General features: G+C 69.0%; 22 protein-coding genes. 16 read left to right on the forward strand and 6 right to left on the reverse strand.

The genetic code is table 11. The features are described from left to right. Positions 1-5: 5 nt before the first annotated feature. Positions 6-1,013 carry a tripartite tricarboxylate transporter substrate binding protein gene (locus tag PO605_RS09000; RefSeq protein ID WP_272206306.1) on the reverse strand — a complete coding sequence of 336 codons (1,008 nt, stop codon included), beginning with the start codon at positions 1,011-1,013 and terminating at the stop codon, positions 6-8. 143 nt (positions 1,014-1,156) lie between these two features. Here PO605_RS09000 and PO605_RS09005 point away from each other — a divergent pair, with 143 nt between their 5' ends. Beyond that, a complete protein-coding gene (locus tag PO605_RS09005; protein ID WP_197065189.1) occupies positions 1,157-2,062 on the forward strand; it encodes a LysR family transcriptional regulator in 906 nt (301 codons plus the stop codon). Here the strand turns inward: PO605_RS09005 and PO605_RS09010 are convergent. Then, entirely contained in the window at positions 2,038-2,784 is a 747-nt protein-coding gene (locus tag PO605_RS09010) for a GNAT family N-acetyltransferase (protein ID WP_272206307.1), read from the reverse strand. The two genes, PO605_RS09005 and PO605_RS09010, sit on opposite strands and share 25 nt — an antisense overlap. Before the next feature lie 105 nt (positions 2,785-2,889). Here PO605_RS09010 and pdxR point away from each other — a divergent pair, with 105 nt between their 5' ends. Continuing rightward, complete coding sequence (gene pdxR / locus PO605_RS09015) at positions 2,890-4,353, forward strand: MocR-like pyridoxine biosynthesis transcription factor PdxR (RefSeq protein ID WP_272206308.1); 1,464 nt, start codon at positions 2,890-2,892, stop codon at positions 4,351-4,353. Positions 4,354-4,373: 20 nt separating this feature from the next. Here the strand turns inward: pdxR and cobT are convergent, their stop codons facing one another. Then, positions 4,374-5,627 carry a nicotinate-nucleotide--dimethylbenzimidazole phosphoribosyltransferase gene (gene cobT, locus PO605_RS09020; protein WP_272206310.1) on the reverse strand — a complete coding sequence of 418 codons (1,254 nt, stop codon included), beginning with the start codon at positions 5,625-5,627 and terminating at the stop codon, positions 4,374-4,376. 119 nt (positions 5,628-5,746) lie between these two features. Between cobT and PO605_RS09025 the strand changes: the two genes are divergently transcribed. The 7 genes from PO605_RS09025 to otnI all read left to right on the forward strand — a co-directional run bounded on the left by PO605_RS09025 (position 5,747) and on the right by otnI (position 12,802). Further along, positions 5,747-6,514 carry a FadR/GntR family transcriptional regulator gene (locus tag PO605_RS09025; RefSeq protein ID WP_126311813.1) on the forward strand — a complete coding sequence of 256 codons (768 nt, stop codon included), beginning with the start codon at positions 5,747-5,749 and terminating at the stop codon, positions 6,512-6,514. A 146-nt stretch (positions 6,515-6,660) separates the two neighbouring features. Beyond that, positions 6,661-7,299 carry a 3-oxo-tetronate 4-phosphate decarboxylase gene (gene otnC / locus PO605_RS09030; protein WP_046988822.1) on the forward strand — a complete coding sequence of 213 codons (639 nt, stop codon included), beginning with the start codon at positions 6,661-6,663 and terminating at the stop codon, positions 7,297-7,299. Between the two features lie 114 nt (positions 7,300-7,413). Further along, positions 7,414-8,745, forward strand: a complete 1,332-nt coding sequence (locus PO605_RS09035) for an MFS transporter (protein WP_272206313.1) — start codon at positions 7,414-7,416, stop codon at positions 8,743-8,745. 43 nt (positions 8,746-8,788) lie between these two features. Next, positions 8,789-9,772, forward strand: a complete 984-nt coding sequence (gene denD / locus PO605_RS09040) for a D-erythronate dehydrogenase (protein ID WP_272206315.1) — start codon at positions 8,789-8,791, stop codon at positions 9,770-9,772. Next, positions 9,769-10,689, forward strand: coding sequence for an L-threonate dehydrogenase (gene ltnD, locus PO605_RS09045; RefSeq protein WP_272206316.1), 921 nt, complete (start codon positions 9,769-9,771; stop codon positions 10,687-10,689). The genes denD and ltnD overlap by 4 nt, the downstream gene beginning before the upstream one ends. Then, complete coding sequence (otnK, locus tag PO605_RS09050; RefSeq protein ID WP_272206317.1) at positions 10,686-11,969, forward strand: 3-oxo-tetronate kinase; 1,284 nt, start codon at positions 10,686-10,688, stop codon at positions 11,967-11,969. Before ltnD ends, otnK begins: the two co-directional genes overlap by 4 nt. A gap of 35 nt (positions 11,970-12,004) precedes the next feature. Continuing rightward, entirely contained in the window at positions 12,005-12,802 is a 798-nt protein-coding gene (gene otnI / locus PO605_RS09055) for a 2-oxo-tetronate isomerase (RefSeq protein WP_272206318.1), read from the forward strand. On the opposite strand, the gene PO605_RS09060 is transcribed toward otnI, so the two are convergent. Next, the gene (locus PO605_RS09060; RefSeq protein WP_272206319.1) at positions 12,762-13,673 is read right to left on the reverse strand and encodes a LysR family transcriptional regulator; all 912 of its coding nucleotides are present in this window, start codon (positions 13,671-13,673) and stop codon (positions 12,762-12,764) included. The genes otnI and PO605_RS09060 overlap by 41 nt on opposite strands. A 143-nt stretch (positions 13,674-13,816) precedes the next feature. Here PO605_RS09060 and PO605_RS09065 point away from each other — a divergent pair, with 143 nt between their 5' ends. The 7 genes from PO605_RS09065 (at position 13,817) to PO605_RS09095 (ending at position 21,454) form a co-directional block, all read left to right on the forward strand. Beyond that, entirely contained in the window at positions 13,817-14,371 is a 555-nt protein-coding gene (locus PO605_RS09065; protein WP_016453055.1) for a PCC domain-containing protein, read from the forward strand. Then, positions 14,364-14,792 (forward strand): PPC domain-containing DNA-binding protein, encoded by a 429-nt coding sequence (locus tag PO605_RS09070; protein WP_017406556.1) that lies wholly within the window; start codon positions 14,364-14,366, stop codon positions 14,790-14,792. The genes PO605_RS09065 and PO605_RS09070 overlap by 8 nt, the downstream gene beginning before the upstream one ends. Continuing rightward, a complete protein-coding gene (locus PO605_RS09075; RefSeq protein WP_016453057.1) occupies positions 14,789-15,634 on the forward strand; it encodes an SDR family NAD(P)-dependent oxidoreductase in 846 nt (281 codons plus the stop codon). Before PO605_RS09070 ends, PO605_RS09075 begins: the two co-directional genes overlap by 4 nt. 28 nt (positions 15,635-15,662) lie before the next feature. Beyond that, the gene (locus PO605_RS09080; protein WP_016453058.1) at positions 15,663-16,829 is read left to right on the forward strand and encodes an acetyl-CoA acetyltransferase; all 1,167 of its coding nucleotides are present in this window, start codon (positions 15,663-15,665) and stop codon (positions 16,827-16,829) included. Further along, a complete protein-coding gene (locus tag PO605_RS09085) occupies positions 16,826-18,502 on the forward strand; it encodes an acyl-CoA synthetase (protein ID WP_272206322.1) in 1,677 nt (558 codons plus the stop codon). Before PO605_RS09080 ends, PO605_RS09085 begins: the two co-directional genes overlap by 4 nt. 61 nt (positions 18,503-18,563) lie before the next feature. Then, the gene (locus PO605_RS09090; RefSeq protein ID WP_047217644.1) at positions 18,564-19,580 is read left to right on the forward strand and encodes a TRAP transporter substrate-binding protein; all 1,017 of its coding nucleotides are present in this window, start codon (positions 18,564-18,566) and stop codon (positions 19,578-19,580) included. Continuing rightward, positions 19,577-21,454, forward strand: a complete 1,878-nt coding sequence (locus tag PO605_RS09095) for a TRAP transporter large permease (RefSeq protein WP_047474087.1) — start codon at positions 19,577-19,579, stop codon at positions 21,452-21,454. The genes PO605_RS09090 and PO605_RS09095 overlap by 4 nt, the downstream gene beginning before the upstream one ends. An 18-nt stretch (positions 21,455-21,472) precedes the next feature. On the opposite strand, the gene PO605_RS09100 is transcribed toward PO605_RS09095, so the two are convergent. After that, the gene (locus PO605_RS09100) at positions 21,473-21,844 is read right to left on the reverse strand and encodes a hypothetical protein (protein ID WP_016445227.1); all 372 of its coding nucleotides are present in this window, start codon (positions 21,842-21,844) and stop codon (positions 21,473-21,475) included. Positions 21,845-22,129: 285 nt separating this feature from the next. After that, on the reverse strand, positions 22,130-22,561 hold the full coding sequence (locus PO605_RS09105; RefSeq protein ID WP_016445226.1) for a hypothetical protein: 432 nt from the start codon (positions 22,559-22,561) through the stop codon (positions 22,130-22,132). Positions 22,562-22,641 lie beyond the last annotated feature (80 nt).

The raw sequence follows: 22,641 nt of genomic DNA on the forward strand, positions 1-22,641 counted from the left end.
GGGGCTCAGTCCAGCGAGGCGCCGGAGTCCTTCACAATGCGCGCCCACTTGGCGATGTCCTCGCGCAGCAGGGCCGCCATCCGGTCCGGTGACACGGGCTTGTCGGCCGGGCCGGCCAGCTCCACGCCGGAGGCTTCGAGCTTGCCCCGCAGATCGCCGGCCGCCAGCGCGCGGGCCATGCCGTCCTGCAACTGCGCCAGCACCGGCGCGGGCACGCCTTCAGGAGCAAACAGCCCCACCCACAGCGTGCCGTTGTAGCCGGGCACCGTCTCGCCAATGGTGGGCACATCGGGCAGCAGCGGCGATCGCGCCGCGCCGCTCACGGCCAGCGCGCGCAGCCGGCCGGCCTGGATATGGGGCAGCGTTGACGGCAGGCTGCCGAACAGCAGCGGCACCTGCCCGCCCAGCACATCGTTGAGCGCGGGCGCCACGCCCTTGTAGGGCACGTGCTGCAGCTGGATGCCCGCCATGCTGTTGAGCATCTCGCCCAGCAGATGGTTGAGCGTGCCGTTGCCGGCCGAGGCATAGCGGAACTCGTCGGGCCGGCCCCGGGCCATGGCGATCAGCTCGGGCACGGATTTGGCCGCAGAGCCGGGATGGGTCAGCAGCACATTGGGCACGGAGCCGATCAGGCCGATGGGCCGGAAGTCCTTCACCGGATCGAAGCCCGGCTTGCGGTACAGCGCCGGGTTGATGGCCTGGCTGCTGCTGATGGTCATCAGCAGCGTATGCCCGTCGCGCGGCGCCTTGGCCACGGCCTGGGTGCCGATGTTGCCGCCCGCGCCGGGCCGGTTCTCGACCACCACGCTGGCGCCCAGCACCTCGGCCAGCTTCTGGCTCACCAGCCGGCCCACGATGTCGTTGGTGCCACCGGGCGCCTGCGGGACGATCATCACGATGGGCCGCGCAGGCCAGGCCTGGGCATGGCCCAGCAGGGGCAATGCGAGTGCGGCGGCCACCAGGCTTCGGCGGCGCAAAAGGCTCGACGGCAGGGGAAAGGAAGAATCCGGCATGGTCATGTCTCCATTTGTTCTTGTCGCAAGCCCGCATGGTTGCCCGTGCCGGGCCAGCGCACAATCGCGCATTTCCTGACCCGGCCTTCGGAATTGACAAAGCCTTGACCCCGCCCATGCCCTCTTCGCCTTTCATGCCCCTCATGCACTTCGACCTGACGGACCTGCGCCTGTTCGTGCATGCCGCCGAACTGGGCAGCCTCACGCGCGCCTCGCAAAGGCAGCACCTGTCCCTGGCCGCAGCCAGCCTGCGCATCAAGGCGCTGGAGGAGCAGGCGGGCATGCCCCTGCTGTACCGCGAGGCGCGTGGCGTGCGGCCCACGCCGGCCGGCGAAGCCTTCCTGCACCATGCGCGCGGCATGCTGCTGCAGTCCGAGCAGCTGCGCCACGACCTGCAGGAGTACGGCGCCGGCCTGCGCGGCCATGTGCGGGTGTTTGCCAACACCACGGCCGTGACCGACTTTCTTCCCGAGATCCTGCCCGCCTTTCTTGCCGACCACCCGCGCGTGAATGTGGACCTGCAGGAGCGGCCCAACGCCGAGATCGCGCGCGGCGTGCTCGATGGCCGGGCCGACCTGGGCATCGTGGCCGGCCAGGTGGACACGCTGGGCCTGCAGACCATCCACTTCAGCACCGACCGGCTGGTGCTGGCCACGCCGCGCGGCCACCGATTTGCGCGGCGCAAGCGCATTGCGTTTGCCGAGACGCTGGACGAGGACGCCATCGGCATGCAGCAGGGCAGCACGCTGCAGACCTTTCTGGCGGGTGTGACCGAGCGCCTGGGCAAGCCCATGAAGCTGCGCATACAGCTGTCCAGCTTCGACGCCATGTGCCGCATGATCGGCGCCGGCGTGGGAATCGGCATCGTTCCCGAGAGCGCTGCGCGGCGCAACCGCGAAAGCATGGGGCTGGCGCTGATCGATCTGACCGATGCCTGGAGCGTGCGCGAGCGCCGCATCCTCGTGCGCGACCAGGGCCGGCTGCCGCGCCATGCGCAGGCCCTGATCGAGGTGCTGCAGGCCTACTACGCCACGCCGGCAGGCTCCTGAGCCGGCTGCGCTCCCGGCTCCATCAGGCTGGACAGCGAACGCAGCTGCCCGCCCTGCGCATCGAAGTTGCCGGGCTCCAGCCAGCACTGGTAGGCCGCGCGCAGCGCCGGCCATTCGCTGTCGATGATGGAGAACCAGGCCGTGTCGCGGCTGCGGCCCTTGTAGACCACGGCCTGGCGGAACACCCCCTCGAACCGGAAGCCCAGGCGCGCCGCTGCGGCACGCGACGGCGCATTCAGGCTGTCGCACTTCCACTCGTAGCGGCGGTAGCCCAGCTCGTCGAAGGCGCGCTGCATCAGCAGGAACTGCGCCTCGGTGGCCGCACGCGTGCGCTTGAGCTGGCGCGAGTAGCAGACAAAGCCCACTTCCATCACGCCGCTGGCCGTGTCCACGCGCATCAGCGCCAGCGAGCCGATGGCACAGCCCGTGGCCAGGTCGATGACGGCGTGGTGCAGCGGGTCATCGCTGGCCTGGGCGGCCTCGGCAAAGCGCAGATAGGCCTGGGCATCCGCGAAGGGGCCCACCGACATGTAGGTCCAGTCGCTGGCGTCCGTCGCCTGGCTGAAGGCATCGAACAGATCGGCTGCATGGCGCGCGGCGGACAGCGGCTCCAGCCGGCAGTAGCGGCCTTGCATGGGCGTGCGCGGCGGGCGCTGGCGCGGGGTCCAGTTGGGAAGGTCGTGGCCTACGGGTTGGGAGTGGGCGTTGAGTGCGGGGGGCATGGGAGATTCCTGGTCAGGTCATTTGGCAGGGCCACGATAGCGCCCGCGTGGCATCATTGAAAGCGCCATATCCCCCTTATTTCATGGTGCCACGCCGTCCATTGCATGCACGCTTCCGACCTGCTGACCAGTCCCTTGCTCACCGCCGCCGGCGCGCCGCCGCGCCAGCGCCAGCTGATCCAGCGCCTGAAGCAGGCCATCCTGGCGGGCCGGCTGCCGGCCGGTGACCGCCTGCCGGCCTCGCGCTCGCTGTCGGAGGATCTGGGAGTCTCGCGCAACACCGTGCTCATCGCCTACGAGCAACTGGCGGCCGAAGGCTATGTGGTCGCCGACCGGCAGGGCACGCGCGTGGCGGCTGTGTCCACCCATTCCACGGCAGCCGCCGAGGCGGCCGCCGCGCCCCCCTGCGCACCCCGCACGGCACGGCGCCTGGACTGCATCGCGCCCACACGCCATGCCATCGACCGCAGCCTGCCCCTGACGCCGGGCACGCCCGCGCTGGACAGGTTTCCCCTGCCCGCCTGGCGCCGTTCGCAGGACCGCGCATTGCGCCTTCCCGCCAGCGCCACGCTGGACTATGGCGATCCTGCGGGCGAGCCTGCGCTGCGCCAGGCCATTGCGCAGCACCTGCGCATCTCGCGCGGCGTGCGCTGCGATGCCTCGCGCATCATCGTCACCGAAGGCGCCCAGGGTGCGCTGGACCTGTGCGTGCAACTGCTCACCAACCCGGGCGACCATGCCTGGCTGGAGGAGCCCGGCTACCGGGGCGCCAAGTCGGCCTTTGCGGGGGGAGACCTGTGCGTCAGCACACTGCGCGTGGATGCCGATGGCGCAGCCATCGCCCCCGGCCTGTGGGACAGCCATCCTCCACGGCTGATCCAGATCACGCCGTCGCACCAATATCCCACGGGCGCCGTGCTGTCGGTGGCGCGCCGGCTGGACCTGCTGGAGCGCGCGCGCCGCGCGGGCGCGTGGATCATCGAAGACGACTACGACAGCGAATTCCGCCACCAGGGCACGCCCATCGCAGCCATGCAGGGCCAGGTGCCGGACGCGCCCGTGCTCTATGTGGGCACCTTCAGCAAGACCATGTTCCCGGCACTGCGCCTGGGCTTTGTGGTGCTGCCGCAGGCCCTGGCCACCAGCGCGGCATCCGCCGTGCAGGAGATGCTGCGCGGCGGCCATCGACTGGAGCAGCTGGCCATGGCGGACTTCATGGAAAGCGGCCAGTTCTCGCGCCACCTGGGCCGCATGCGGCGCCTGTACCGCGAGCGCCAGGCGGCCCTGCGCGAGGCGCTTGCCACGCAACTGGGCGTGGAGCATGAGGTGCTGGGCGGCCACGGCGGCCTGCATCTGACCGTGCGGCTGCCGCCGGACCTGTCCGACCGCGCCATCGTGGAGCAGGCGCGGCGCGCCGGCATGAACCCGGGCGCCCTGTCGTCCTTCGCCCTGGCACCGCTGCCCCAGGACAACGGCCTGGTGATCGGCTATGGCAACACCGATGCCGCACGCTTCGGCGCGCTGGTCAGGCGGCTGGGCAAGCTGGCGGCAGCTGCATTGCAGCGCTAGCCGCAGCGCAGCCCCAGCGGCTATGCCTGTTCCGAGCGCGTGCTCACCCCGGCCTGCGCAAAGCTGGCCATCTCGCCCAGCATGGCGCAGGCCGACACCAGCAGCGGCCAGGCCAGGGCCGCGCCCGAGCCTTCGCCCAGGCGCAGTTGCCAGTCCAGAAGCGGCTCGGCACCCAGGTGGGCCAGCATGCGCACATGGCCGGGCTCGCCCGAGCGGTGCGAGAAAACGCAGCGCTCCAGCACGGCCGGCTGCAGGCGGCTGGCCACCAGCACGGCGGCCGTGGTGATGAAGCCATCGACCACGATGACGCGCCGCTCGGCAGCGGCCTGCAGCACGGCGCCCACCATGGTGGCAACCTCGAAGCCGCCCATGGCCGCCAGCGCGTCCAGCGGTTCCGTGGCCTGGGCGTGCAGCTGTAGCACCTCCTGCAGCACACCGATCTTGCGCGCCAGCCCGGCCGCATCCAGGCCCGTGCCCGCACCCGTGACCTCGGCCAGCGGTTCGCCGCACAGCCGCGCCAGCAGCAAGGATGCGCTGGAGGTATTGCCAATGCCCATCTCGCCCAGCAGCAGCGCATTGCCCGGCAACTGGCGCACCAGGGCCGCGCCGTTGCGCAGGGCCATGGCGCATTCGGTGGCCGTCATGGCCGGGCCCTGGCTGCAGTCGCGCGTGCCGTAGCCCAGCTTGCGGCGCCACAGGCGCGGCTGGCCGGGCTGGGGAAGCTTGTCGTCAGGGTCCTGCTCGCGCGCGGGAAAGTCGCGTGCCACGCCGCAGTCCACCACGTTCAGCGCCAGCCCATGCTGGCGCGCCAGCACGCTGACGGCGGCGCCGCCGGCCATGAAGTTCTCGACCATCTGCCAGGTCACATCCACCGGATAGGCCGACACGCCACGCGCCGCCAGCCCGTGGTCGGCCGCAAACACCAGCATCTGCGGCTGCTGCAGCACCGGCCTGTCCTGACCCAGGATGCAGGCAATGCGCAGCGCCAGCTGCTCCAGCCGCCCCAGCGCGCCCAAAGGCTTGGTCTTGTGGTCTATGGCGTGCTGCACGCGCTGGCTGAAGGCGGCATCGGCCAGCGAGGCGATGGCGGGAATAGCGGCTATAGCGGTAGTGGCGGCAATAGCGGAAATGGCGCCATCGTGCGAGTGTTCTGTGGGTGCAGCGGAATGCGGGGTGGGCGTTGACATGGCGAAGCGGCCTTGGCCCGGGGCGGGCGTGGCAGGCGGATTGCAAAGGCGCAAGTATGGCGCGCCGCGCAACTCCGGCAGAACCATCGGTCTCTTTCCTGCCGCCATGGATGGTCTGGGCGTCGATTGCCGCAGCAGGCCGTACAGGCAGCACCGTTCTGAGACAATCGCTGCCACACGTGTCTCCCCAGCCCCCCACTCCCTCCATGACGGTTTCCTTCTCTGCCATCCAGCCCGGTCTCAAGCTTGCGGACCAGGTTGCCCGGCAGCTGGAGGCGCGCATCCGCGCCGGCAACCTGCAGCCGGGGCAGAAGCTGCCGACCGAGGCCGAGCTCGTGCAGCAGCTCGAGGTCAGCCGCACCGTCGTGCGCGAGGCGGTGTCCCAGCTCAAGTCGCGCAACCTGGTGGAATCGCGCCAGGGCAGCGGCGTGTTCGTGAAGGCGGCAGGCATAGAGCCACTGGACTTCGAAGGCCTGCCGGCGGCTGGCAGGAATGCGCTGATCCAGATCACCGAGGTGCGCCGCGCACTGGAGACCGAGGTGGCCGAACTCGCGGCGCGGCGGCGCAGCGAAGAGGATATGCAGCGCATCCACGATGCGGAGAGCGCCCTGGCCGAGGCCGTGCGGCTGGGCCGTGACGGCGTGGAGGAAGACATGGCGTTTCACCGCGCCATTGCCCAGGCCTCGGGCAACCCGTTCCTCATCAGCACGCTGGACTACCTGTCGCAGTTCCTGCGCGGTGCCATGCGCATCACGCGCGCCAACGAGGCGCGGCGCGAGGACTTCGGCAAGGCCGTGGAACGCGAGCACCACAGCATCGTGCTGGCCATCGAGGCCGGCGACCCCAAGGCCGCGCGCAAGGCCGCCGCCACGCACATGGGCAACGCCATAGACCGCATCCACCGCGCCGACGCCAGCTTCTGGCAGCAGGACGGCGAACGCCTGGCCCGCGACATCCTGGCCGCCAAGCCCTGAACCTCCGAAACCACCCCTTGGCGCATGGCCAAGGGTTTTCACCTTGTTTGGGTTTTTGCGCAAAATTTGTATGATGACCTGATGACAATATCAGTCACATTTCTTTTTGCACCCCGCACACCCGGCCTTTGCCTGGGCGTTCACCCATGAGCGACGAATCCCGCATCCGCGAGCAGATCTGCGCCACCGGCGCCAGCCTCTACCAGCGCGGCTACACCGTCGGCGCTGCCGGCAATATCAGTGCGCGCCTGCATGACGGCTGGCTGATCACCCCCACCGACGCCTGCCTGGGCCGGCTCGACCCGGCCGAGCTGTCCAAGGTCGATGCCGGCGGGCAGTGGGTCAGCGGCGCCAAGCCCTCCAAGACCCTGGTCCTGCATCGGGGCATCTATGGCAATGACGGCGAGGCGCGCGCCGTCATCCACACGCATTCCACCCATCTCGTGGCGCTGACGCTGTCCGGCGTCTGGCGCGAGGACGAGGTGCTGCCGCCCATCACCCCCTACCAGGTCATGAAGGTGGGCCGCATCCCGCTGATCCGCTACCGCCGGCCCGGCGATCCGCAGGCCGCCGCCGAGGTGGCCGCGCTGGCCGGCCAGGTGCGCGGCGCCCTGTTCGAGCGCCTGGGCCCCGTGGTCTGGGAACGCTCGGTGGAGCAGGCCAGCCATGTGCTGGAAGAGCTGGAGGAAACCGCAAGGCTCTGGCTCATGACCCATCCCCGGCCGCAGCCCCTGGACGCGGCCGCCATCGACGAGCTGCGCACCACCTTCGGGGCGCGCTACTGATTTGCACAGCGGCGCCCACGGCCGCATTCCACCACCCAGCCCATCCACAGCCGCGCAGCCGCCAGGCGGCGCACCAAGCGGCGAATCAAGCGGCGAACCCAAGGGAGACTTGAAATGACGACAACGGATATCGCATCCGGCCAGGCCGGGGCCCACCCTGCCCAGGCCGACTCTCCGGAGACGGCGCGCGCCTACGCCAAGGTGTTCTGGCGCCTCGTGCCGTTCCTGATGCTGTGCTATGTGATCGCCTACCTGGACCGCGTGAACGTGGGCTTTGCCAAGCTGCAGATGTCCCAGGACCTGGGCTTCAGCGAGACCGTGTTCGGCCTGGGCGCAGGCGTGTTCTTCATCGGCTACTTCCTCTTCGAGGTGCCCAGCAACCTGCTCATGCACCGCCTGGGCGCGCGCGTCTGGATCGCCCGCATCATGATCACCTGGGGCATTCTGTCGGCCATGTTCATGTATGTGGAAACGCCCACGGGCTTCTACATCCTGCGCTTTCTGCTGGGCCTGGCCGAGGCGGGCTTCTACCCCGGCGTGATCCTGTACCTGACCTACTGGTACCCGGCCCACCGGCGCGCCAAGATCGTGGCGCTGTTCATGTCGGCCATCCCCGTGGCCGGCATCTTCGGCAACCCGCTATCGGGCTGGATCATGCAGGCCTTCCACGGCGACCATGGCCTGCACGGCTGGCAGTGGATGTTCCTGATCGAGGCCATCCCCGCCCTGGTGATCGGCGTGGTGACCATCTTCTATCTGGACAACGGCATCTCCAGCGCCAAGTGGCTGACGGCCTCCGAAAAGCAGCTGCTGGCGCGCGAGATCGAGCTGGACCAGCAGCACTCAGGTGCCCAGAAGCATTCGCTCAAGGCCGTTTTCGCCGACCGCCGCGTCTGGTGGATGTGCCTGATCTACTTCGCCTTCGTCGCCGGCCAGTACGGGCTGACCTTCTGGATGCCCACGCTGATCAAGTCCACGGGCGTCACGGGCGCGCTGAACATCGGCCTGCTCAGTGCCATCCCCTTCCTGTGCGCCATCGTGGTGATGAACCTCATGGGCCACAGCGCCGACAGGCGCCGCGAGCGCCGCTGGCACCTGATCGTTCCCGCGCTGATGGGCGCCGTGGGCTTTGCGATGACGGCCTTCTTCGCCGACAACACCGTTCTTTCCCTGATCTTCCTGTCGCTGGCCGCAGCCGGCGTGCTGACCTGCGCGCCGCTGTTCTGGTCGCTGCCCACGGCCTTCCTGTCGGGTACGGCGGCGGCGGCGGGCATTGCCATCGTCAACTCGGTCGGCAACCTCGCGGGCTTCGCCAGCCCTTACATGATCGGCTACCTCAAGGACCTGACCCAGTCCACGCAGGCCGGCATGTTCGTGCTGGCGGGAGTGCTCGTGGTGGGCGCCATCGCGGTCTGGCTCACCCCCGCAAAGATGGTCAACCGCTGACCGGCCCATCTTCCCATCCTTCAAGCTCCAAGCCCCAAGACACATGAAAGTACTGATCACCGGCGGCGCCGGATTCCTGGGCCAGCGCCTGGCCCGCAAACTGCTTGAACCAGGCTCGCTGACGCTGGCCGGCGCCCGCTGGCCCATCCACCAGATCGACCTGCTCGACGTGGTGGCCAACGACTCCATCGCGGATACGCGCGTGCGCTCCCTGGTGGGCGACATTGCCGACCCGCAGGTGCTGCGCGGCGCCATAGACCAGGACACGGCCGTGATCTTCCATCTGGCCGCCGTGGTCAGCGGCCAGGCCGAGGCCGACTTCGACCTGGGCATGCGCATCAACCTCGATGCCTCGCGCGCCCTGCTGGAGACCTGCCGCGCCGTGGGCCACATGCCGCGCGTGGTCTTCACCAGCTCGGTGGCCGTCTACGGGGGCGACCTGCCCGACACCGTGCTGGACGGCACGGCCCTGAACCCGCAGTCCTCCTACGGCACGCAAAAAGCCATTGCCGAGCTGCTGCTGGCCGACTACACGCGGCGCGGCTTTGTCGACGGCCGCGTGCTGCGCCTGCCCACGATCAGCGTGCGCCCGGGCCGTCCCAATGCGGCCGCCTCGTCGTTTGCCAGCGGCATCATCCGCGAGCCCCTCAACGGCGAAGCAGCCAACTGCCCCGTGGGTGCCACCACGCGCCTGTGGCTGCTGTCCCCGCGCCGCGCCGTCGAGGCCCTGGTCGCAGGCTGCGAACTCGATGCCAGCGCCGTCGCCGACCGACGGCCCATCAACCTGCCCGGCGTGTCCGTCAGCGCGGGCGACATGGTGCGCGCGCTGCGTGAAGTGGCTGGCGACGAAGTAGCCAACCGCGTGAGCTGGCAGCGCGACGACAAGGTCGAGCGCATCGTCGGCAGCTGGCCCGGCCGCTGGGATACCACGCGCGCCGATCGGCTGGGCCTGCGCGGCGACGAGAACTTTGCGGCCATCGTGCGCGCCTACATCGCCGATGACCTGACACCCCCACGCCAGCCATGAACCACACCACCGCCACACCCCGCGCCGTCGGCGTGATCGGCCTGGGCGCCATGGGCGCCGGCATGGCGCAAAGCCTGCGCCGCGCCGGCCACCACGTCCATGTCCACGACATCCGCCCCGAGGCCGCAGCCGCCTTCGCTGCCGAAGGTGGCACGGCCTGCGCCACGCTGGCCGACATGGCCGCCGCTTGCCGCATCATCGTCAGCGTGGTCGTCAACGCCCAGCAGACCGAGGCCGTGCTGTTCGGCGAAGGCGGCATCGCCTCTGCGCTGCAGCCCGGCTCCGTCGTCGTCATGTGCTCCACCGTGGACCCCAACTGGTCCGTGGCGCTGGAGGCCAGGCTGCAGGCGCAGGGCGTGCACTACATTGACGCGCCCATCTCCGGCGGCGCGGCCAAGGCCGCGTCCGGGCAGATGACCATGATGACGGCCGCCCACCCCGAGGCCTATGCCGCCTGCGAAGGCGTGCTCGACGCCATGGCCGCCAAGGTCTACCGCCTGGGCCACAGCGCGGGCGCGGGCAGCAAGGTCAAGATCATCAACCAGCTGCTGGCCGGCGTGCACATCGCGGCAGCGGCCGAGGCCATGGCCCTGGGCCTGCGCGAAGGCGTCGATGCCGCCGCGCTCTACGAGGTCATCACCCACAGCGCCGGCAACAGCTGGATGTTCGAGAACCGCATGGCCCACGTGCTGGCCGGCGACTACACCCCGCTGTCGGCCGTGGACATCTTCGTCAAGGACCTGGGCCTGGTGCTGGACACCGCGCGCCACAGCAAATTCCCGCTGCCCCTGGCCTCCACGGCCCACCAGATGTTCATGCAGGCATCCACCGCCGGCCATGGCCGCGAGGACGACAGCGCCGTCATCAAGATCTTCCCGGGCATCACCCTGCCACCGGCTTCATCGGAATCCCCATGACCCTTCTTCTGGGCTGCATAGCCGACGACTTCACGGGCGCCACCGATCTGGCGAACAACCTGGTGCGCGCAGGCATGCGCGTGGTGCAGAGCATTGGCGTGCCTGCCGGCCCGGTGGACGAGGGCGTGGACGCCGTCGTGGTCGCGCTCAAGTCGCGCACCATCGCACCGGCCGACGCCATTGCGCAATCGCTGCAGGCCCTCCAATGGCTGCAGGCCCAGGGCGCCAATGGCCGCGCGCCGCAGATCTACTTCAAGTACTGCTCCACCTTCGACAGCACGCCGCAGGGCAACATCGGCCCCGTGACCGATGCGCTGATGGACGCGCTGGGCTGTGGCTTCACCATTGCCACGCCGGCCTTCCCCGACAACCAGCGCACCGTCTTCAAGGGCCACCTGTTCGTGGGCGATGTGCTGCTCAGCGACAGCGGCATGCGCAACCACCCCCTCACCCCCATGACCGATGCCAACCTGGTGCGCGTGCTGCAGGCGCAGACACGGCGCAAGGTGGGCCTGATCGACCATGTGGCCGTCGCGCAGGGCGAAGCCGCCATCAGCGCGCGCATCGCCGCACTCCAGGCAGAGAGCACGGGCATGGCCATCGTCGATGCCGTCTCCAACGACGACCTGCTGCGCCTGGGTCCGGCACTGGCCGGCATGCCCCTGGTCACGGCCGGCTCGGGCGTGGCCATCGGCCTGCCCGCGAACTTCGGCATACAGCCCTCGGCACAGGCCGCTGCCCTGCCAACCGCCACCGGCCTGCAGGCGGTCGTCTCAGGCAGTTGCTCGGTGGCCACCAATGCACAGGTGGCGCACTTCATCGCCTCGGGGCGCCCTGCCCTGGCGCTGGAGCCCCTGCGCATCGCCGCCGGCGAGGACGAAGCCGGCAAGGCCCTGGCCTGGGCCCGCCAGCACATCGCCAGCGGCCCGGTGCTGATCTACTCCACCGCCGAATCCGCGGCCGTCAAGGCCGTGCAGGGCCGCCTGGGCGTGGAGCAGGCCGGCGCACTGGTCGAACAGACCATCGCCGCCATCGCCCGGGGGCTGGTCGAGATGGGCGTGCGCCAGCTCGTCGTGGCCGGCGGAGAAACCTCGGGCGCCTGCGTGCAGGCGCTGGGCATCGAGCAGATGCGCATAGGGCCGCAGATCGACCCTGGCGTACCCTGGTGCCATGCCGCCTCGCCCCTGGCGCCGCAGGGGCTGCACCTCACGCTCAAGTCCGGCAACTTCGGCACCACGGACTTCTTCACCAAGGCCTTCGGTGCGTTGCAGCGCGCCTGATGCCACACTCAGCCTCCGTTTTCAGGAAAGCCTTCATGCCCCGCTTCGCCGCCAACCTGTCCATGCTCTACAACGACCTGGACTTTCTTGACCGCTTCGAGGCCGCCGCGCGCGACGGCTTCCAGGCCGTCGAATACCTGTTCCCCTACGACTTCGCGCCCGAGCAACTGGCCCGGCGCCTGCAGGACCACGGCCTGCAGCAGGTGCTGTTCAACGCCCCGCCCGGCGACTGGAACGCGGGCGAGCGCGGCTTGGCCTGCATCCCCGGGCGCGAAGCGGAATTTGCCCAGGGCATGGAACGCGCCGTGGCCTACGCCCAGGCCCTGGGCTGCCCGCGCATCCACGTCATGGCCGGGCTCAAGCCCGAAGGCGCCAGCGATGACATCCTGCGCGCCACCTACATCGCCAACGTGAGCCACGCCGCACAGCTGGCCGCGCCCCACGGCATCGCCATCCTGCTGGAGCCCATCAACGGCCGCGACATGCCCGGCTTCTTCCTGAGCCGCCAGGACCAGGCCCATGCGCTGCTGGCCGACATTGCCGAGCCCAACGTCCAGGTCCAGATGGACCTCTACCACTGCCAGATCGTCGAAGGCGACCTCGCCATGAAGATCCGCCAGTACCTGCCCACGGGCCGCGTGGGCCACCTGCAGATCGCAGGCGTGCCCGAACGCCACGAACCCGACGTCGGCGAGGTCAACTACCCCTACCTGTTCCGCCTGCTGGACCAGCTTGGCTACGACGGCTGGATAGGCTGCGAATACCGCCCCGCGCGCGGCGCGGCCGCGCAGGCTACCAGCGAGGGGCTGGGGTGGGTGAAGGAGTGGCTGTAGATCCAGGCAGATACCCCCGCAGCGCACGCACCAGCGGCGAATCATCGGCACGCCGCCAGACGGCGACCGTCTCCACGGCCGTCCTTTCCCCCAGCAAGGGCCGGTAGACCACGCCTTCACGGTGCAGGGCCTGCACACAGGCGGGTACCAGCGCCACGCCCAAACCGCCAGAGACCAGGCTGACGATGGTGTGCATCTGCCGCGCCGCGAACAGCCGGGGGCTGAAGCCGTGGCGCATGCAGGTGGAGACGATGGCATCGAACATCAACGGCCCCTGGTGGCGCTCGAAGCCCAGGAAACGCTCCTGGGCCAGTTTCTCCAGCGCGATGCGCCGGTTGCGGGCCAGCGGGTGGGACTCGGGCAAGGCCACCACCAGCGGCTCGCTGCGCACCAGCACAGAGTCCAGTGACGCGGGCAGGTCCGGCGTGCGAAATACCAGGCCGATATCCAGCCGCCCGCTCTCGATGTCATGTGCAATCTGGTCGGTCGTGCCCTCCTGCAGCGATAGCCGGACCTGCGGATAGTCCTCGCCAAAGCGCCTCAGCGTTTCCGGCAGGAAGGAGTAGGCCGGCAGGCTGATGAACCCGATGGACATGGAGCCCATGAGCCCCTGCGAGGTCTCGCGTGCGCGACGCCGCATGGTGTCGGCAGCGGCCAGCACGGCACGGGCGTCGCGCAACGCATCCTCCCCGGCTTTCGTAAGCACGATGCGCCGCGACGTGCGCTCCAGCAGCGTCACGCCCAGCTCCTCCTCCAGCTCCTTGATGGCCAGGCTCACGGGGGGCTGGGTCAGGTGCAGGCGCTCGGCCGCGCGACCGAAGTGCATCTCCTCGACCACGGCCACGAAGCACCGCAGATGTCGCATGTCCATTCATAGCCTCCGCAAATCGATCCATATGAATTGCAAATTTCCTTGCATTGAACCAGATCCCTAGACTGCGCTGCAGGCCTGTACGCACCATCCCGCGCCCAGGACAACACAAGCTGAATACAAAGCAGCAGCAGGAGACAAACATGCCAGAGCGCCTCGCGGGCCTGCCCAGGCCACGCACCCTCATACATCCCGGCCCCTGCAGCGCCGTGCGACTGGATCACCGGCAAGCGCCCGCTGCGCGCCACATGCGGCTGGCCCTGGCGCCCGGGCTGACGCTGTTCGACGCCATCGTCGGCGCACTGTCATCGGCCAGCGTCGAGAGTGCCTCGCTGACCTTGCTGGAAGGCGATCTCGAAGACCTGGATTTCTGCGTGGCGCCACCCGATCGCAGCGGCCATGTCGTGGCCACCTACGGCCCGCCCGCGACACTGCAGTCCGCCAGGCTGCTGTTCGGCAACGCCACGCTCGGCTGCGCCGAAACAGGGCATCCGGCTGTGCACTGCCATGCCGTCTTCTCCAGCGCACAGGGCCACCTGCTCGGCGGCCATGTGCTCACGCAGCGCTGCCGCATCGTCAATGCGCCCGTCAGCGCCCTGGCGACCTCGCTGGACGGGTTCGGACTGCGCATCGCCTACGACCCTGAAACGCGCATGTCCCTGATGCGTCCGGCCGCCGCGCAGGTCTGCCATGGCTGAGGCCCGCATGGTCGAGTCAGGCCGCATGGGCCGCGTCGCCTACGCACGCATTGCCCCCAACGAAGATCTGGTGCTGAGCGTGGAAAAGCTCTGCGCGCTGCAGGGCTTTCGCAACGCCTTCGTGCGCGGCGCCCTGGGCAGCCTGGTCGATGCCTGCCTGGCGCGCGCCGACGGCGGTTGCCTGTTGCTGCGCGGGCCGGCCATCGAGGTGGTCAGCCTCGCCGGCGAGGTGCGCTGCCAGGACGACGGCTCGCTGCGTGCCTGCCTGAGCGGCGTGGTCGCCGACACCACCGGCCAGGTGCATGGCGGCCCCTTCGTGGCCGGAGCCAACCCCGTCTGCATCACCTTCGAGCTGACCCTCGAAGAGTGGCTTCCCCAAACCCCTTCTGCCTTGACCCCGGATCCAGGAGCCTGTCCATGAACCAACGAGATTCCCATCCATCCCCCGCACGCGTCGCCGTGGTCACTGGAGGGGCGCGCGGCATAGGCCGGTCCATCGGCGAATGGTTTCTACAGCGGGGCTGGCGCGTAGCGCTGCTGGACATCGACAGTGAAACGCTGGAGCGCACGGCGCAGGATATGGACTGCCCGGCCCGGCTGCTGTGCCAGCATTGCGACGTCTCGGACCCGCAGCGGGTGGACGAGGCCGCCACCGCCGTCATGGCGCGCTGGGGCCGCGTGGATGCGCTGGTCAACAACGCCGGCGTGGCGGTCTTCAAGCCCGTGCTGGAGACATCGTTCGAGGAATGGCGCACGGTCATGGCCACCAACCTCGACGGCGCCTTTCTCTGCACGCAGGCCTTCGGTGCCCGGATGGCTCGCAACGAAGGCCACGGCGGCAGCGGCGGAGCCATCGTCAACATCGCCTCCATCTCGGGCCTGCGGGCCAGCACGCTGCGCGTGGCCTATGGCACGAGCAAGGCCGCCCTCATCCACATGACGCGCCAGCATGCGGTGGAACTGGGCAATCTGGGCGTGCGCGTCAACGTGATCGCACCGGGGCCGGTGGAGACCGAGATGGCCAAGCTCGTGCACAGCGTCGCCATACGCTCCGACTACCACGACGCCATCCCGCTGGGCCGCTATGGCACACCACAGGAAATGGCAGAGGCCGTGGGCTTTCTGTGCAGCGATACGGCCAGCTTCATCAACGGCCAGGTGCTGGCCGTCGACGGCGGCTTCGATGCCGCAGGCGTGGGTCTGCCCACGCTGCGCCGCCGGCTGGCCGAGGCACCGGCAACCGTGCAGTCCGCGCAGTCCTGAACACCGCCCGCACCACAGGAGCCACGCCATGAACCCACCCCGCATCATCGGCTGGGGCCACACGCCCTTCGGAAAGCATGCCGCAGCCGATGCCGAGCAACTGCTGCGTGACGCCATCGACCCGGCACTGCAAACCGCCGGCCTGGAGCCCCGGGACATCGACGGCATCTTCGTCGGCCACTTCAATGGCGGCCTTCTGCCCCAGGATTTCAGCGCCAGCCTGGTGGCCCTGGCCGTGCCTGAACTGCGCCATGTGCCCGCCACGCGCAGCGAGAACGCCTGCGCCACCGGCTCGGCTGCCATCTGGGCTGCGCTCGACGCCGTGCAGTCCGGCCGCATACGTTGCGCGCTGGTGGTGGGCTTCGAGATCATGAACGCCCAGCCTGGGCAGAAAATTGCCGAGATCCTGCTGCGCTGCTCCTACGTGAAGGAGGAAGCTGCCACACCGGCGGGCTTCGCAGGCGTGTTCGGGCAGATCGCCACCCGCTATTTCGAACGCTTCGGCGACCAGAGCGATGCACTGGCAGCCATCGCGGCCAAGAACCATGCCAACGGCGTGCACAACCCCTTCGCCCACATGCGGCGTGACCTGGGCCTGGACTTCTGCCGCCACGCCTCGGACAGGAACCCCTTCGTCGCAGGCCCGCTCAAGCGCTCGGACTGCTCGCTGGTCTCCGACGGCGCGGCCGCCCTGGTCATCTCGCGCCAGGCCTGCGGCAATGCCAGCGTGGCGCCCGTGCGCTGGCGCTCGCGCACCCAGGTCAACGACCTCCTGCCCCTGTCGCGGCGGGACCCCACGCGCTTCGAAGGCGCCGCCCTGGCGTGGCAGCGCGGGCTGGCCGACGCAGGCGCCACGCTGGCCGACCTGGGCTTCGTGGAAACACATGACTGCTTCACCATGGCCGAACTGCTGGAATACGAGGCCATGGGCCTGGCGCCACATGGCCAAGGCGCGCGCGCCATCCTCGACGGCAGCACATGCCGCGACGGGTGGCTGCCGGTCAACCCGTCGGGAGGACTCAAGTCGCGCGGCCATCCCATAGGCGCGACAGGCGTTTCCCAGCATGTGATGGCGGCCATGCAGCTGTCAGGCTCGGCCGGGGCCATGCAACTGCCCGCGCCCCGGCTGGGCGCCGTCTTCAACATGGGTGGTGCGGCCGTGGCCAACTACCTGAGCGTGCTGGAGGCCGCATGAACAGGCTTGCACCTGCGGACATCGCTGCAGCCCCCGCGCCCCAGGCAGCCAACCTGTCGCTGCTGCTGTCGCAGACGGCCGCCCTGTTTCCCGACAGGCCCGGCCTGATCCAGGGCGACCGCCGCTGGACCTGGGTGCAGATCGATGCGCGCGTCAATGCGCTGGTCCAAGGCCTGCGCGCGCTGGGCATGCAGGCCGGTGACCGCCTGCTGGTGCAGTCTCGCAACGGCATTGCCCTGTTTGAAAGCTGCTGGGCCGCCTTCCGGCTCGGCGCCGTCTGGGTGCCGGTCAACTTCCGGCTTACACCATCCGAAGTGGCTTGGCTGGGCCACGCCAGCGGCGCCACCGCCATGCTGGCCGAAGAGGGCTTCGCCGGCCATGTGGACGCCGTGCGCGCCGCCTCGCCACGGCTGCGGCATGTGATCACCATCGGCCGGCCTCGCGAAAGCCAGGGCGAGCAGGACTACGAGCAATTGCTGCATGACAACGCAGGCGCTCCCGCATCTACAGCCCATGTGCATGCCGATACGCCGCTGTGGTTCTTCTACACCTCCGGCACCACAGGCCGGCCCAAGGCCGCGATGCTCACCCATGGACAGATGGCCTTCGTGGTGACCAACCACCTTGCCGACCTGATCCCGGGCACGGACGAGCGCGACTGCTCCATTGCCGTGGCACCGCTGTCGCACGGCGCAGGCATACATGCCCTGCTCAACGTGGCGCGCGGTGCGGCCACAGTGCTGCCCACCGCCGACCGGCTGGACCCTGCCGAGGTCTGGGAGCTGGTGCAGCGGCACCGGGTCACCAATCTCTTCACCGTGCCCACCATCGTCAAGCTGCTGGTGGAAGACCCCGCGGTGGACCGCTTCGACCACGGATCGCTGCGCTACGTGGTCTATGCGGGCGCGCCCATGTACCACGCCGACCAGCAGCGCGCATTGCACAAGCTGGGCCCGGTGCTGGTGCAGTACTTCGGCCTGGGCGAGGTGACGGGCTGCATCACCGTGCTGACGCCCTCCATGCACGCACTGGACGACGGGCACAGCGACGGCAGCACCGGCACCGCCGACACATTGATCGGAACCTGCGGGCGCCCGCGCACGGGCATGGAGGTCGCCATCCTCGACCACCGGTTGCAGCCCGTTCCAACGGGCGCCATCGGCGAGATCTGCTGCCGCGGCCCCGCCGTCTTTGCGGGCTACCACGACAACCCCGAGGCCACGGCCCAGGCCTTTCGGGGCGGCTGGTTCCACACGGGCGATCTCGGGCGGCTGGACGAGCGGGGCCTGCTCTACATCACGGGGCGGGAATCGGACATGTACATCTCGGGCGGCTCCAACGTCTATCCGCGCGAAATCGAGGAGGCGCTGCTGACCCATCCCGCCGTGGCCGAGGTCGCCGTGCTCGGCATGCCCGACGCCACCTGGGGCGAGATCGGCGTGGCCGTGGTGGTCGCGCGGGAGGGTGCCGATGCCACCGCTGGAGACCTCACGGCCGAGGCGCTGCTGGCGCACCTGGAGGGCCGCTGCGCGCGCTACCGCTGGCCGCGCCAGTTCCACTTCTGGGACGCCCTGCCCCGCTCGGGCTACGGCAAGGTGGTCAAGAAGGACATACGCGAACGCCTGCTGCAGAACATGACGCAGGGAAAGGAGCAGGCCGCCCCGACCCCGTGATGCGCCCCCCGCGCGCAGCTTGCGCCCGAACGACACAAAGACAACACTCAGGAGACAAGCCATGACCCTTTCCCGACGCCACGTGCTGCACGGTGCCGCAGCCTGCGCCCTTCCACTGGCCCTTTCACAGCGCAGCGCCTTCGCCAGCAAGGCCGAATTCCGCTACAAGTACGCCAACAACCTGCCCGCCACGCATCCCATGAACATCCGGGCCCTGCAGATGTCGCAGGCCATCCTGGCCGAGACCGGTGGACGGGTGGACATCCAGGTCTTCTCCAATGGGCAGCTCGGCTCGGACACCGATGTGCTGGGCCAGTTGCGCTCGGGCGGCGTGGAGTTCTTCACGCTGTCGGGCCTGATCCTGTCCACCCTGGTGCCGGCAGCCTCCATCAGCGGCGTGGGCTTTGCATTCGACGGCTATGACAGTGTCTGGAAGGCCATGGACGGCGAGCTGGGCGCCCATATCCGCGCACGCATCGCCCAGGCCAACCTGGTGGCCATGGAGCGCATCTGGGACAACGGTTTCCGGCAGATCACCTCCTCCACGCGCCCCATCGCGGGTCCCGCCGACCTGCAGGGCTTCAAGATCCGCGTGCCCGTCTCTCCGCTGTGGACCTCGATGTTCAAGGCGCTGGACAGCGCGCCCGCGTCCATCAACTTTGCCGAGGTCTATTCCTCGCTGCAGACGAAGATCGTGGACGGGCAGGAGAACCCGCTGGCCATCATCTCCACGGCCAAGCTCTACGAGGTGCAGAAGTACTGCTCGCTCACCAACCACATGTGGGACGGTTTCTGGTTCCTGGCCAACCGCCGCGCCTGGGAAAGGCTGCCCCCAGACCTGCGCGACATCGTGGCGCGACACATCAATGCCGCAGGCCTGCGCGAACGCGACGATGTCGCCGAGCTCAACGCTGGCCTGCAAAAGGAGCTGGCCGCCAAGGGCCTGGCCTTCAACACTGCCGACACCGCCGCCTTCCGTGAGCGGTTGCGCAAGGCCGGCTTCTACGCCGAATGGAAGCGCAAGCACGGTGACCAGGCCTGGGCCATCCTCGAGCGCAGCGTCGGGGCGCTGGCATGACTGCGCCCCAGGACAAGCCCGCCCATACCCCGCACGATGCCTGGACCGCGTGGGACCGCATCGACCGCTGGATGGGCGCGGCCGTGGCTTGCGCGGCGGGCCTGCTGGTGCTGGCCGATATCGGCGTGCTGTTTGCGGGAGTGGTGGCACGCTTTGTCTTCCACCAGCCACTGGTCTGGGCGGATGAACTGGCCTCCATGCTCTTCATCTGGCTGGCCATGCTGGGTGCCGTGATCGCACTGCGGCGCGCCGAGCACATGCGCATGACGGCCCTGCTCTCGCGCCTGTCGCCTGCGCGCCGGGCCCTGTTCGATGCCATCGGCACCTGTGCCACGCTGGCCTTTCTCGCCTTGGTTGCCTGGCCCGCATGGGAATGGGCAGCGGACGAGCGCTTCATCACCACGCCCGCGCTGGAAATCTCCAACATCTGGCGCGCTGCGGCACTGCCCGCCGGCATCGTGCTGATGGCTGTTTTCTCGGTGCTGCGCCTGGTGCGCAGCGGCGAAAAGGCGGCGGCCTGGAAGGCACTGGCCGTGGTGGCCGCCGTCATGGCGGCGTTCGTGCTGGCAAACGGCATCTTCGGCCTCTTCGAGGACCTGGGGCGCCTGAACCTGCTGGTCTTCTTCGTCGGCGTGGTCGCGGCCTGCGTGTTCGGCGGCGTGCCCATTGCCTTTGCCTTCGGCCTGGGCACGCTCGGCTATCTGGCCCTGGCCACGGACACCGCCCTGCCCGTGATCGTCGGGCGCATGGACGAAGGCATGTCCCACCTCATCCTGCTGGCCGTTCCGCTGTTCGTCTTCCTGGGGCTGCTGATCGAGATGACGGGCATGGCGCGCGCCATGGTGGCTTTTCTCGCGGGCCTGCTCGGCCATGTGCGCGGCGGCCTGTCCTATGTGCTTGTGGGGGCCATGTACCTGGTCTCGGGCATCTCGGGCTCCAAGGCGGCCGACATGGCGGCCGTGGCTCCGGCCCTGTTCCCCGAAATGCGCAAGCGCGGCGCGGACGAAGGCGATCTGGTGGCCCTGCTGTCAGCCACGGGCGCGCAGACGGAAACCGTGCCGCCCAGCCTGGTGCTGATCACCATCGGCTCGGTCACGGGTGTCTCCATCGCCGCGCTGTTCACGGGCGGGCTGCTGCCGGCCCTGGTGCTGGGCCTGTCGCTGTGCCTAGTCGTCTGGTGGCGCTCGCGCCATGACCAGCCGCCGCAGACACAGCGCCAGCCCTGGTCGCAGATCGCGCGGCTAGGCTTCATCGCCCTGCCGGCACTGGCGCTGCCCTTCGTGATCCGCGCGGCCGTGGTCGAGGGCGTGGCCACGGCCACCGAAGTCTCGACCCTGGGCATTGCCTACGCGGCCATTGCGGGTCTGCTGATCTACCGCCAGTTCGACTGGCGCCGCCTGGGGCCCATGCTCGTGGCCACGGCATCGCTGTCGGGCGCCATCCTGCTCATCATCGGCACTGCCACGGCCATGGCCTGGGGCCTGACCCAATCGGGCTTCTCGCGCTCGCTGGCGGAGGCGATGGCCGCCCTGCCCGGCGGGGCACCCGCGTTTCTCGCGGTCTCGCTACTGATCTTCGTCATCCTCGGATCGGTGTTGGAAGGCATACCCGCCATCGTGCTGTTCGGCCCGCTGCTGTTTCCCATCGCACGCGACCTGGGCATCCATGAAGTGCACTACGCCATCGTCGTCGTGCTCGCCATGGGCCTGGGCCTGTTCGCCCCACCACTGGGCGTGGGCTACTACGCAGCCTGCGCCATAGGCCAGATCCACCCGGACAAGGGCTTGCGGCCCATCGTGGGCTACCTGCTGGCGCTGTTGCTGGGTACGGTGGCGGTGGCGGCCGTGCCCTGGCTGTCGATCGGATTTCTGTAGAGGCGCGGCCGCCTGCGTTCAGGAATACTCCAGATCGCTGTGCTTGCTGGTCACCAGCCGGCCGGCCGACAGCGACATCATCAGCAGCGCAATCGCCTCATGCATGATCAGCGTGTGCGTGTTGCCGGTCTCCACCATCTTGCTGCGCAACGACTCGCGCACCTGGGGGGAGCCGGTCACGTCGATGATGATGTCCACCGCTGCATCCACCAGATCCATGAACCGTGTGGTGACCGGCACGCCACGCGCGCGCGCCAGTGCGATGCCGGGCTGGTCCAGGTCCAGGTCGGCCACCCCGAGCAACTGCACGAAGGGCGCGTCCAGCAACTGCTGCAGCAAGGGAGTGCCGGTCTGCCCCGCACCAATGACCACGATCCGGAAGGCTTGCATGGGATGAATCCTTTTTCCATATGGGAAGTACGGCGCCATCATAGAAATGCCTTGCCGGTGCGCGCCGGTCCGGGGCGGGTGGAATGGGTTTGTATGACCCAGGTCAAATCCGGTGGACAGAGGCGTGGTGGCGGGCCAGGTCTCTGCGGTCGAGGTTCGATACCGGCTGCCTGCAGCACGGACCACACCACAGGCTGCTGACGCGGGAGCCTGCATTCGCCCACAAAAAAACCCGCCGGCTTCGTGGCCCGGCGGGTTTTCTCAGGTGAATAACAGCAGACGCTGTTATTGCCTTACAGGAACCTGTTCCGTGTACTCGCGCAGCACGCCGCCGCCTTCGACGGAGCCGCTGACTTGGCCGTCCTTGACGCGCTCCACGCAGGAGCGGCGGTCGCCTTCGTTCTTGAAGACATCGCAGCGGGCCACGGCATTGCGCTGGAAGTTGTCGCCCGACTGGACGCCGCCTCGGCGCGATTGCTCCTGGACGGCGGCGGCCTCGTGCTGGGCAGGGTCGCGGCGGTCATAGCCGCGCTTGGCGGGCCCCTTGTGCTCGGCGTGCTTCTTGTGGTGGTGATGGGGCTTGGCCTTTTCCGCGGCGGGGGGCGGTGGCGGCGTGCCATCAGGCCCGGGGCCGGGCTGGGCGGTGGCCAGGCCGGCCATGCCCAGGACGGCAGCGCCAATACACAGCTGCAGGGGACGGATCCATGGATTCTTCATAGCTTCACTCCATTCCTCGTGAAAAAGTCAAGGCCCAAGCATGCGTGTTTTCCAGCTCCCCATTTATCGGTACAGCACGG

This window comes from Delftia sp. DT-2 (assembly GCF_028401915.1).
GTDB lineage: Bacteria > Pseudomonadota > Gammaproteobacteria > Burkholderiales > Burkholderiaceae_C > Comamonas > Comamonas tsuruhatensis.

Bases quoted from the DNA above. Each gene is read 5' to 3' on its own strand.
- PO605_RS09000 (WP_272206306.1), bottom strand. From the start codon at position 1,013: ATGCCGGATTCTTCCTTTCCCCTGCCGTCGAGCCTTTTGCGCCGCCGA.
- PO605_RS09005 (WP_197065189.1), top strand. From the start codon at position 1,157: ATGCACTTCGACCTGACGGACCTGCGCCTGTTCGTGCATGCCGCCGAA.
- PO605_RS09010 (WP_272206307.1), bottom strand. From the start codon at position 2,784: ATGCCCCCCGCACTCAACGCCCACTCCCAACCCGTAGGCCACGACCTT.
- pdxR (WP_272206308.1), top strand. From the start codon at position 2,890: ATGCACGCTTCCGACCTGCTGACCAGTCCCTTGCTCACCGCCGCCGGC.
- cobT (WP_272206310.1), bottom strand. From the start codon at position 5,627: ATGGTTCTGCCGGAGTTGCGCGGCGCGCCATACTTGCGCCTTTGCAAT.
- PO605_RS09025 (WP_126311813.1), top strand. From the start codon at position 5,747: ATGACGGTTTCCTTCTCTGCCATCCAGCCCGGTCTCAAGCTTGCGGAC.
- otnC (WP_046988822.1), top strand. From the start codon at position 6,661: ATGAGCGACGAATCCCGCATCCGCGAGCAGATCTGCGCCACCGGCGCC.
- PO605_RS09035 (WP_272206313.1), top strand. From the start codon at position 7,414: ATGACGACAACGGATATCGCATCCGGCCAGGCCGGGGCCCACCCTGCC.
- denD (WP_272206315.1), top strand. From the start codon at position 8,789: ATGAAAGTACTGATCACCGGCGGCGCCGGATTCCTGGGCCAGCGCCTG.
- ltnD (WP_272206316.1), top strand. From the start codon at position 9,769: ATGAACCACACCACCGCCACACCCCGCGCCGTCGGCGTGATCGGCCTG.
- otnK (WP_272206317.1), top strand. From the start codon at position 10,686: ATGACCCTTCTTCTGGGCTGCATAGCCGACGACTTCACGGGCGCCACC.
- otnI (WP_272206318.1), top strand. From the start codon at position 12,005: ATGCCCCGCTTCGCCGCCAACCTGTCCATGCTCTACAACGACCTGGAC.
- PO605_RS09060 (WP_272206319.1), bottom strand. From the start codon at position 13,673: ATGGACATGCGACATCTGCGGTGCTTCGTGGCCGTGGTCGAGGAGATG.
- PO605_RS09065 (WP_016453055.1), top strand. From the start codon at position 13,817: ATGCCAGAGCGCCTCGCGGGCCTGCCCAGGCCACGCACCCTCATACAT.
- PO605_RS09070 (WP_017406556.1), top strand. From the start codon at position 14,364: ATGGCTGAGGCCCGCATGGTCGAGTCAGGCCGCATGGGCCGCGTCGCC.
- PO605_RS09075 (WP_016453057.1), top strand. From the start codon at position 14,789: ATGAACCAACGAGATTCCCATCCATCCCCCGCACGCGTCGCCGTGGTC.
- PO605_RS09080 (WP_016453058.1), top strand. From the start codon at position 15,663: ATGAACCCACCCCGCATCATCGGCTGGGGCCACACGCCCTTCGGAAAG.
- PO605_RS09085 (WP_272206322.1), top strand. From the start codon at position 16,826: ATGAACAGGCTTGCACCTGCGGACATCGCTGCAGCCCCCGCGCCCCAG.
- PO605_RS09090 (WP_047217644.1), top strand. From the start codon at position 18,564: ATGACCCTTTCCCGACGCCACGTGCTGCACGGTGCCGCAGCCTGCGCC.
- PO605_RS09095 (WP_047474087.1), top strand. From the start codon at position 19,577: ATGACTGCGCCCCAGGACAAGCCCGCCCATACCCCGCACGATGCCTGG.
- PO605_RS09100 (WP_016445227.1), bottom strand. From the start codon at position 21,844: ATGCAAGCCTTCCGGATCGTGGTCATTGGTGCGGGGCAGACCGGCACT.
- PO605_RS09105 (WP_016445226.1), bottom strand. From the start codon at position 22,561: ATGAAGAATCCATGGATCCGTCCCCTGCAGCTGTGTATTGGCGCTGCC.